Annotated in this window: 8 protein-coding genes; 3 read left to right on the forward strand and 5 right to left on the reverse strand. The window is 40.4% G+C overall.

The genetic code is table 11. The annotated features are described in order from the left end of the window. Nucleotides 1-13: 13 nt before the first annotated feature. The 5 genes from P20439_RS06715 to P20439_RS06735 all read right to left on the reverse strand — a co-directional run bounded on the left by P20439_RS06715 (nt 14) and on the right by P20439_RS06735 (nt 5,780). A complete protein-coding gene (locus tag P20439_RS06715) occupies nt 14-1,738 on the reverse strand; it encodes a proline--tRNA ligase (protein WP_008113804.1) in 1,725 nt (574 codons plus the stop codon). Nucleotides 1,739-1,867: 129 nt separating this feature from the next. Next, nucleotides 1,868-2,572 (reverse strand): tRNA (N6-threonylcarbamoyladenosine(37)-N6)-methyltransferase TrmO, encoded by a 705-nt coding sequence (tsaA, locus tag P20439_RS06720; protein WP_008113807.1) that lies wholly within the window; start codon nt 2,570-2,572, stop codon nt 1,868-1,870. A 172-nt stretch (nt 2,573-2,744) separates the two neighbouring features. Further along, entirely contained in the window at nt 2,745-3,314 is a 570-nt protein-coding gene (locus P20439_RS06725) for an outer membrane beta-barrel protein (protein WP_008113810.1), read from the reverse strand. A 253-nt stretch (nt 3,315-3,567) separates the two neighbouring features. Beyond that, a complete protein-coding gene (locus P20439_RS06730) occupies nt 3,568-4,032 on the reverse strand; it encodes an acyl-CoA thioesterase (RefSeq protein WP_008113812.1) in 465 nt (154 codons plus the stop codon). A 101-nt stretch (nt 4,033-4,133) separates the two neighbouring features. Beyond that, nucleotides 4,134-5,780 (reverse strand): electron transfer flavoprotein-ubiquinone oxidoreductase, encoded by a 1,647-nt coding sequence (locus P20439_RS06735; RefSeq protein WP_008113813.1) that lies wholly within the window; start codon nt 5,778-5,780, stop codon nt 4,134-4,136. Between the two features lie 219 nt (nt 5,781-5,999). Between P20439_RS06735 and P20439_RS06740 the strand changes: the two genes are divergently transcribed. From P20439_RS06740 to P20439_RS06750, 3 genes are all read left to right on the forward strand, one after another. Then, the gene (locus tag P20439_RS06740) at nt 6,000-6,749 is read left to right on the forward strand and encodes an electron transfer flavoprotein subunit beta/FixA family protein (RefSeq protein ID WP_008465521.1); all 750 of its coding nucleotides are present in this window, start codon (nt 6,000-6,002) and stop codon (nt 6,747-6,749) included. After that, nucleotides 6,750-7,676, forward strand: a complete 927-nt coding sequence (locus P20439_RS06745) for an electron transfer flavoprotein subunit alpha/FixB family protein (RefSeq protein WP_008113818.1) — start codon at nt 6,750-6,752, stop codon at nt 7,674-7,676. Nucleotides 7,677-7,861: 185 nt separating this feature from the next. Further along, nucleotides 7,862-8,941, forward strand: coding sequence for an acyltransferase family protein (locus tag P20439_RS06750; RefSeq protein WP_008113820.1), 1,080 nt, complete (start codon nt 7,862-7,864; stop codon nt 8,939-8,941). Nucleotides 8,942-9,027 lie beyond the last annotated feature (86 nt).

Here is a 9,027-nt window from a genome sequence, read left to right on the forward strand (position 1 = left end):
ATTAACTTTAAGCTTATGCATTAAATTGATTTTTGATTGTTTCAATCGCGCTATCAATATCTATCATTAGCTTTTCGCCAGTGCGGCGGTTTTTAAGTTCTACCTTGTTTTCATCAAGGTTACGCTCACCAATTACAAGCGTGTAAGGCACACCAAGTAATTCCATGTCGTTAAACATAACACCAGGGCGCTCCTTACGGTCATCAAATAGCACATCTAAGCCTGCATCTTTTAAACCTTGGTATAGGTTATTAGCAATATCAGGAATACGATGCGATTTATGCATATTCATTGGCACAATTGCTAAATCGAAAGGCGCGATAGCTTTAGGCCATGTAATACCGTATTGGTCGTTATTTTGCTCAATAGCTGCAGCAACAATACGTGATACACCAATTCCATAACAACCCATAGTCATTATTTGGTTTTTACCTGATTCGCTCAGTACACCTGCTTTCATTGCTTCTGAGTACTTAGTACCTAGTTGGAAAATATGACCCACTTCAATACCGCGCTTGATTTGCAACGTGCCTTGACCACATGGGCTAGGATCGCCTTCTACGATATTACGGATATCAGCAACTTCGTAGTCTGTTACGTCGCGATCCCAGTTAATGCCACTAAAGTGCTCATCGTCTTTGTTGGCACCGGCTACAAAATCAGCCATTACATTCGCTGTTCTATCAACAATAATAGGCATGTTTAAGCCAATAGGCCCTAAAGACCCTGGTTTTGCGCCAATGGCAGCAACAATATCTGCCTCGGTTGCCATTTCTAGTGGAGAATCAACCAGTGGGTGTTTTTCAGCTTTAAGTTCATTTAGTTCATGATCACCACGCAGTACTAATGCAACAAGGCCGCGTACGCCGTCTTCATTAGGAGTGCCATAAACCACTAATGTTTTAACACCGCGATGGGGTTTTACACCATAGTGTTTTTTCAGCTCATTAATTGTTTTAGCATCAGGCGTTGGGAATGCTTTTAGCTCTTTGCTTGCTTGTGGGCGCGCTTCAGTTGGCGCTAGTGCTTCGGCTTTTTCAATATTAGCGGCATAGTCGCTGGCATCACTAAAAGCAATGGCATCTTCGCCAGATTCAGCGAGTACATGGAACTCATGCGATACACTACCGCCAATAGAGCCTGTATCTGCAATTACTGGGCGGTAATCTAAGCCTAAACGTTCAAAAATATTACAGTAGGCTTTGTGAATTACTTGATAAGTTGCATCTAAACATTCATCGGTTAAATGGAATGAATAGGCATCTTTCATAGTAAATTCACGGGCACGCATAACACCAAATCGTGGGCGACGCTCGTCACGTACTTTAGTTTGTACTTGGTACAAAGTAATTGGTAGTTGTTTGTAGCTGTTAATTTCTTTACGAACAAAATCGGTGATCACTTCTTCATGGGTAGGACCCATAGCAAATTCACGATTATGACGGTCGGTAAAGCGCATTAACTCAGGACCAAACTCACTCCAGCGGCCAGACTCTTCCCATAAATCAGCAGGCTGAATAACAGGCATAAGCATTTCAATTGCGCCGGCTTTATCCATTTCTTCGCGTACTATGTTTTCTACTTTTCTTAGCACACGTAAGCCAGAGGGAAGCCAAGTGTATAAACCCGAAGCGACGCGACGGATCATTCCGGCTCTAAGCATTAATTGATGCGAGACAATTTCCGCATCGGATGGCGTTTCTTTAAGTGTAGCGAGTATATATTGACTAGTACGCATGTTTTTTCCGAAATAGAGTGATATGTTCTTTTAATTAAGGCGCTCAGTTTACCAGCGGTTGCATTGACACTAAAGCGCTAAGTGATTTTTTATCGCATTTTATAGCCATAGCAGGGCTTTACAGTAGGTTTAACTAATTTCTATATCAGTAACGAGATGGTGAGAGTCAGTCACTTGCCAAGTAATATTGTATTCATACAAATTCATACCATAGCTTTGCATGCCTTGTTTTTGCTTTTTGTAGGCAGGGCGTGGATCTTGTTTTAGCACATTACTAATAAACGCTTGTAGCTCAGGGTAGTGTTGTTGCTTAGCAATAAAATCGAGCGCTTGCTCACTAAATTCAACACTCATTTGAGTTTCTGGACGCGTATCGGCAAATCCAGCGCTTGCATCCGGTAATGAGTCTGAATAGGGTAAATAAGGTTTTATATCTACAATGGGTGTGCCATCAAGTAAATCTATACCGGCGAGCAATAACGCTAACTGCCCATTCTTGTATTCAATTCCCTCTAACTTTACAGCGCTCATACCAATAGCATTTGGACGAAAAGTAGCACGGGTGGCAAATACGCCTTTGCGTTCGTTACCGCCTAAGCGAGGCGGGCGTACCATCGCTGAATAGCCTTTATCAGCAGTTTCATGAAAACGAAATAACAGCCAAATGTGGCTAAATTCATCTAAACCACGAACAAATTCTTCACGATTAAACTCTTTGGCAAAAATAAGTTTAGCTTTAGCTTCAGGCACTAAACGTGGCTGCCTAGGTATAGCAAATTTTTGTTTATACGGAGATTGAATATGGCCAATAGCCGAAATTTGATAATCGCTCATAATGCTCGGTTATAGAAAAAATAGAGCATTATTCTACCTGTTATTAACGTTGCTGGCATTAGCTTAATATAATCAGCATAAAGAAATTTTAGACTGATTGGTTTAAATGTGGAATAAAAAAGGGCAAGGCTAAACCTAGCCTTACCCTCACATTGCAATTATTGAGTTGTTATTAAAACATGTATTGAAATGATACTGACGCAACATCCATTTCTGGATCAATATCATCTTCTAATTCGTAACGCTCATACTCTAAACGCACTTGCATATTGGTTGTAAATGCATATTCAATACCTGCACCGTAAAATACGTCACCACCATCTTGAGATGCACTTATGCTGCCAACGGGTAGTTCTTGAGTAACGTCAGCATCCCATTCAAACCAACCACCTTTTGCATAAACAGAAAAGTCTTCAGTGATAGGTGCTGCAAACCGCGCGGCTAACGATACGCCATCAATTTCTGCTTTACTGTCTATATCACTCACTTCATCAAAGTTTTGATAAGCAAGCTCAAGGCTTAAATGTTCATTAAATTGAGTACCAATGTAACCTTTTAACATTTGCGCGTCGTCATCAAAATCGATGTCGTTTTCGCTATCCTCAAACTGAAATGAATATTGGCCATAACCAATACCGGTATAAATGCGTGGAGAGTCCATGTCGGTAACATCAGCCTGTGCCGCTGAATTAAAACCCAGTGTTGCTAAAGCAAGTGCAGAAAGAGAAAGTGTTTTAATCATTGTATAGCTCCTTTAAAAAATAATATCGATGTGTTCGACTTAATTTATCAAACATCAATTTACTAATTGCAGTGAGCGTGCCAAGTATTGCTTAGCCTAAAATTTGTACTTTAGTGGGTGTTTATTGAACTAACTTGGTGTGTTTAGTACGCAAAATATTCAGGCATTCAGCGTACTGTAAATGTATAAAAATTAAAAAATTGTAGCTTTTACAGGTTGTTGTAGTTTATACATACCTGCAAAAGGTACTAAGTTAAACTTTATCTAATAGGTTTTCTGTTTCTATGGCTATTTGTTTCATTTTAATTGCGTAGTTCTCAAGCTTTTTGTCTTCGTCAGTAACCGATTTAAATTCTGGCACTGCCACGGGGTAACCTGTTTCATCCATAGCAACAAAGCTAATAACACAGTGGTTGGTTTCAACTAGGTTTTGCGTTTTCGGATCGCCACAGCGAACCTGAATAAAAATTTGCATACTAGTTTTGCCGGTATGTGCAATTTTTGCCTCAACTTCTACAATTTGGCCCACTAAAATAGGGCGGCTAAACTTAACGCCTGCAACCGATACCGTTACACAGTAATGGCCGCTCCAGCCCGCAGCACAGGCATAACCCGCTTGGTCAATCCACTTCATGACCACACCGCCATGCACCTTACCACCAAAATTTACATCGGTTGGCTCTGCTAAAAAACGAAAAATTACACTCGACGACGCCATAACACACTCTCATTTATTCATATTACTTAACAGCATAGCGCAAAAAAGGGGCCGAAGCCCCTGCAATTTAGGATAAGTTTATAATTTCAATAGAAAGGATGTTACATATTAGGGTAGTTAGGGCCACCAGCACCTTCAGGTGTTACCCAGGTAATATTTTGGCTCGGATCTTTAATATCACAGGTTTTACAATGCACACAGTTTTGCGCGTTGATCACAAAGGTTTGCTCGCCTTCTACCTCTTGCACTTCGTAAACACCAGCAGGGCAGTAGCGCTGCGCGGGTTCATCAAATTTAACTAAGTTAACCTTAATCGGGATTGATGCATCTTTAAGGTGTAAATGACATGGCTGCGACTCTTCATGGTTAGTGTTAGATAAAAATACCGAAGAAAGCTTATCAAAACTGAGTTTGCCATCTGGCTTAGGGTAGTTAATTTTTTCAGCCTGGTCAGCGTCTTTTAAAGTTGCATGGTCAGGCACGTTATCTTTAAAGCTAAACGGTAGGGCACCCTTAAAAATGTTTTGATCAAGCGTATTGTATGCGCCGCCTGCAAATTTACCTAAGGTATGCATAGCAGGGCCAAAGTTGCGTGACTGATACAGCTCTTTATACGCCCATGACTTTTTAAACTCAGTAGTGTATTGAGTTAAATCAGTATTGGCTAAATCGTTTTGTAGGGCATTAAAAATAACTTCAGCGGCTATCATGCCTGATTTCATTGCCGTGTGGTTGCCTTTAATTTTTGCAAAGTTAAGCGTGCCTGCATCACAACCCACTAGCAAGCCACCCGGGAAGTGCATTTTGGGTAATGAATGCAAACCGCCTTTAGCAATAGCACGTGCACCGTAAGCAATGCGCTCACCCCCTTCAAGGGTGTTTTTAAATACCGGGTGATGTTTTAATCGTTGAAATTCATCAAATGGGCTTAAGTGTGGGTTAGAGTAATTTAAATCAACAATTAACCCCACAACCACTTGGTTGTTTTCGCTATGATACATAAAGGCGCCACCGCCAGTGTCGCCACTCAATGGCCAACCGGTTCCGTGTACAACTTTACCCAATTGATGTTTAGATTCATCAACTTGCCAAATTTCTTTAAAACCTAAACCATAATGCTGTGGTGAACATTCATCGTCTAAAGCAAACTGATTGATCAGCTGCTTACCTAAATGACCGCGACAGCCCTCAGCAAATACTGTGTACTTAGCGCGTAGCTCCATGCCTGGCATGTAACCGTCTTTTTCATTGCCATTTTTATCTACACCCATATCGCCAGTAATGATGCCTTTTACAACATCATCTTCAATAATGACTGAATGCGCACTAAAGCCAGGAAATATTTCTACTCCAAGGTTTTCTGCTTGCTCTGCCAACCAGCGACATACATTACCCATAGAAACAATGTAGTTATCGTTATTATGAAATGTATTAGGTGTAGCAAAGTGAGGAATTGAGGTTGCTTTATGTTCGTTGTTAAACCAGTAAATTTCATCATTTACCACTTTAGTCGACACAGGAGCGCCAAGCTCCTGCCAATTTGGCAGTAATTCGTCCAGTGCTTTGGTTTCAAAAACGGCACCTGATAATACATGTGCGCCAACTTCTGAGCCTTTTTCAACTACACATATCATGCACTCTTGTTGTTTTTCTTGTGCTTGCTGCGCGAGTTTAATTGCTGTTGAAAGCCCCGCAGGACCAGCCCCTACAACAACAACGTCAAATTCCATGGTTTCGCGTTCAATCATAATAACCTCTTTATCTATGACGGACTCACTTTTGCCCTGTAGGCAAAAAGTAAGCTAAGCAACCTGTTATTTTGTGATGCAAATTAAACGTTACAGGTTGTGAATAGTTTAAGGTTATTTTAGGTTGACGTTTACGTCAACAGGAAGTAGTCTGATTTCATAAAATAAATAGGTTGACGTATACGTTAGCTTATAGGTTTAAATAATTATGGAGTCCCTATGAAAGTTCTCGTACCAATAAAAAGAGTGATTGATTACAACGTAAAAGCTCGCGTTAAACCTGATAACAGCGGTGTTGATTTAACAAACGTAAAAATGGCAATGAACCCATTTTGTGAAATTGCGGTAGAAGAAGCGATTCGTTTAAAAGAAGCCGGTACTGCAAGCGAAGTAGTTGTTGTTACCATTGGCGCTAAAGCATCGCAAGAACAATTACGCACAGCACTTGCCCTTGGCGCTGATAAAGCGATTCATGTTGAAACCGAGCAAAACCTAGAATCTCTTCATATTGCAAAGTTACTTGCGAAAGTGGTTGAGCAAGAATCTCCTGAGCTCGTTATTTTAGGCAAGCAGTCTATCGACTCTGATAATAATCAAACAGGTCAAATGCTCGCTGCACTAACTAATCGCGGCCAAGGTACATTTGCTTCAAAAGTTGTTATTGAAAATGGCAAAGTGAATGTAACCCGCGAAGTTGATGGCGGTTTGCAAACTGTTGCACTTAATTTACCAGCGATTGTAACCACCGATTTACGTTTAAACGAGCCGCGTTATGCGTCGCTACCTAATATTATGAAAGCAAAACGTAAGCCTTTAGAGGTGATTGCGGCTGATTCGCTAGGTGTAGATTTAGCCCCGCGTATTGAATTGGTCAGTGTAGAAGAGCCTGCAAAACGTAGCGGCGGGATTATTGTTGAAGATGTTGCACAGCTTGTAGAAAAACTTAAAACAGAGGCAAAGGTGATTTAAATGAAAACTCTTGTAATTGCAGAGCACGATAACGGTGCCTTAAAACCAGAAACCTCAAAAACGATTAATGCAGCTAAAAAATTAGGCTTTGACGTAGATGTATTATTAGCAGGCATAAACCTTGGCGCCATGAGTGAGTCACTCGCGAGCATTGAGGGTGTTGCGAATGTTTTACTTGCTGATAATGCAGTTTATGAGCATCAACTTGCTGAAAGTATGACAGATCTAGTGTTATCACTTGCAGATAGTTACAGCCATATTGTGGCAAGTGCAACTACTACAGGTAAAAACTTTATGCCGCGTGTTGCCGCATTATTAGATGTAGCGCAGATTTCAGAAATTATTGACGTAATTGACGCAGATACATTTAAGCGCCCAATTTACGCGGGTAATGCTATTGCAACGGTTAAATCGCTCGATAGTAAAAAAGTGATCACAGTACGTGCAAGTAGCTTTGATTTACAAGGCGAGCAAGCTCCAGCTAATGTAACCGCTGTAGATGCAGTCTCTGATTCACAGTTAAGCAGTTTTGTTAGTGTTGAACAAACTGAATCAGAGCGTCCAGAGCTAACGGCTGCAGATGTGGTTATTTCGGGTGGTCGTGGTATGCAAAATGGTGAAAATTTTGCATTATTAAATGGCATTGCCGATAAACTCGGTGCCGCTATTGGTGCATCACGTGCAGCGGTTGACGCGGGCTTTGTGCCTAACGATATGCAAGTAGGGCAAACAGGTAAAATTGTCGCGCCTAATTTATATATTGCTGTGGGTATTAGTGGTGCCATTCAGCATCTTGCGGGTATGAAAGATTCAAAAGTTATTGTTGCCATTAATAAAGACCCTGATGCGCCAATATTCCAAGTAGCTGATTACGGTTTAGTTGCTGACTTATTTGATGTTTTACCACAGTTAGAGCAAGCACTATAAAGGACAGCAATAAACCGCTCCTAAAGTAACAAATTCTGATTTAAAGCCGCCGTTTCATTATTGATTCTGCGGCTTTTTTAATTCAACAACTCCACTTATCTAAATTACTTGCGATTTAAGTTTTTTTACTACAAAGTGACAGCGTTGTCATTTGTAGAAATACAAATTATTAAATAGGAGCCAAAATGACAAGGTATAAAGCACTTGATGCTATGCGTGGGCTAACCATAGCGTTAATGATACTGGTAAACACTCCGGGATCGTGGTCCCATGTGTATGCCCCTTTACTTCATGCAGATTGGCATGGTTGTACCCCTACGGATGTAATTTTTCCGTTTTTTATGTTTATTATTGGCTCTGCGATGTTTTTTTCGTTCAAAAAAACTAACAGTGCAGCCAGTGCTAGCCAAGTATTAAGACTAGTTAAACGTGGAGCAATTATATTTGCCATTGGTCTAGCTTTAAATATTTATCCCTTTACTACCAATATTGAAAACTTGAGAATATTAGGTGTACTGCAACGTATAGGGATAGCCTATATTTTAGCGTCTATCTGTGTGTTGTTTTTAAATAGGCGAGGGGTGTTAACGCTATCGGTTATTATCTTAGTTGCTTATTGGTTATTACTGTTAAGCGTTGGCGCTGAAAACGCTTATACACTCGAACATAACCTAGTTAGAGCGGTTGATATTGCCGTACTAGGTGAGTCGCATTTATGGCAAGGCAAAGGGCTCGCATTTGATCCAGAAGGGCTGATCAGTACGTTACCCGCTGTGGTGAGTGTCTTATTTGGTTTTGAAGTAACGCGCCTGTTAACGAGCACAAGTTGCCAGTGGGCAAGTATTAAACGGCTGTTAGTTATTGGTGTAGTTGCAGTTGTTATTGGGCAATTAACCTCAATGGTGATGCCAATTAATAAATCGCTTTGGACTAGTAGCTTTGTTATTTACACATCCGGGATTGCTTGTATTGTGTTGGCATTTTTTGTTTGGCTTTGCGACATTGTTAAACCTGAGCGCCTTGTTAATCCATTAATTGTGTATGGGTCAAACCCACTGTTTATATATGTATTATCGGCTGTGTGGGTACTGAGCTATTCACTGATTAATATTGGCGAGCTAAACTTGGGGGATTGGATGTATCAGCAACTCGCCTTGGTTATGAGCGCTAAATTGGCATCGTTCACCTTTGCTTTATTGCATGTTATTGGCTTTTGGGTAATTTCGAATATGCTTTATAAACGAAAAATATTTATAAAGATTTAGTATTTATAACAATTTTCTTCCTTAAGCGGGAGGCAAATTGTTCAAGTATTTATGCACATTAATATATCAGACAATAAAAAACAACC

The organism is Pseudoalteromonas sp. BSi20439, assembly GCF_000241165.1.
Lineage (GTDB): Bacteria > Pseudomonadota > Gammaproteobacteria > Enterobacterales > Alteromonadaceae > Pseudoalteromonas.

Coding starts and splice junctions, on each gene's coding strand:
- P20439_RS06715 (WP_008113804.1), bottom strand. CDS start 1,738: ATGCGTACTAGTCAATATATACTCGCTACACTTAAAGAAACGCCATCC.
- tsaA (WP_008113807.1), bottom strand. CDS start 2,572: ATGAGCGATTATCAAATTTCGGCTATTGGCCATATTCAATCTCCGTAT.
- P20439_RS06725 (WP_008113810.1), bottom strand. CDS start 3,314: ATGATTAAAACACTTTCTCTTTCTGCACTTGCTTTAGCAACACTGGGT.
- P20439_RS06730 (WP_008113812.1), bottom strand. CDS start 4,032: ATGGCGTCGTCGAGTGTAATTTTTCGTTTTTTAGCAGAGCCAACCGAT.
- P20439_RS06735 (WP_008113813.1), bottom strand. CDS start 5,780: ATGATTGAACGCGAAACCATGGAATTTGACGTTGTTGTTGTAGGGGCT.
- P20439_RS06740 (WP_008465521.1), top strand. CDS start 6,000: ATGAAAGTTCTCGTACCAATAAAAAGAGTGATTGATTACAACGTAAAA.
- P20439_RS06745 (WP_008113818.1), top strand. CDS start 6,750: ATGAAAACTCTTGTAATTGCAGAGCACGATAACGGTGCCTTAAAACCA.
- P20439_RS06750 (WP_008113820.1), top strand. CDS start 7,862: ATGACAAGGTATAAAGCACTTGATGCTATGCGTGGGCTAACCATAGCG.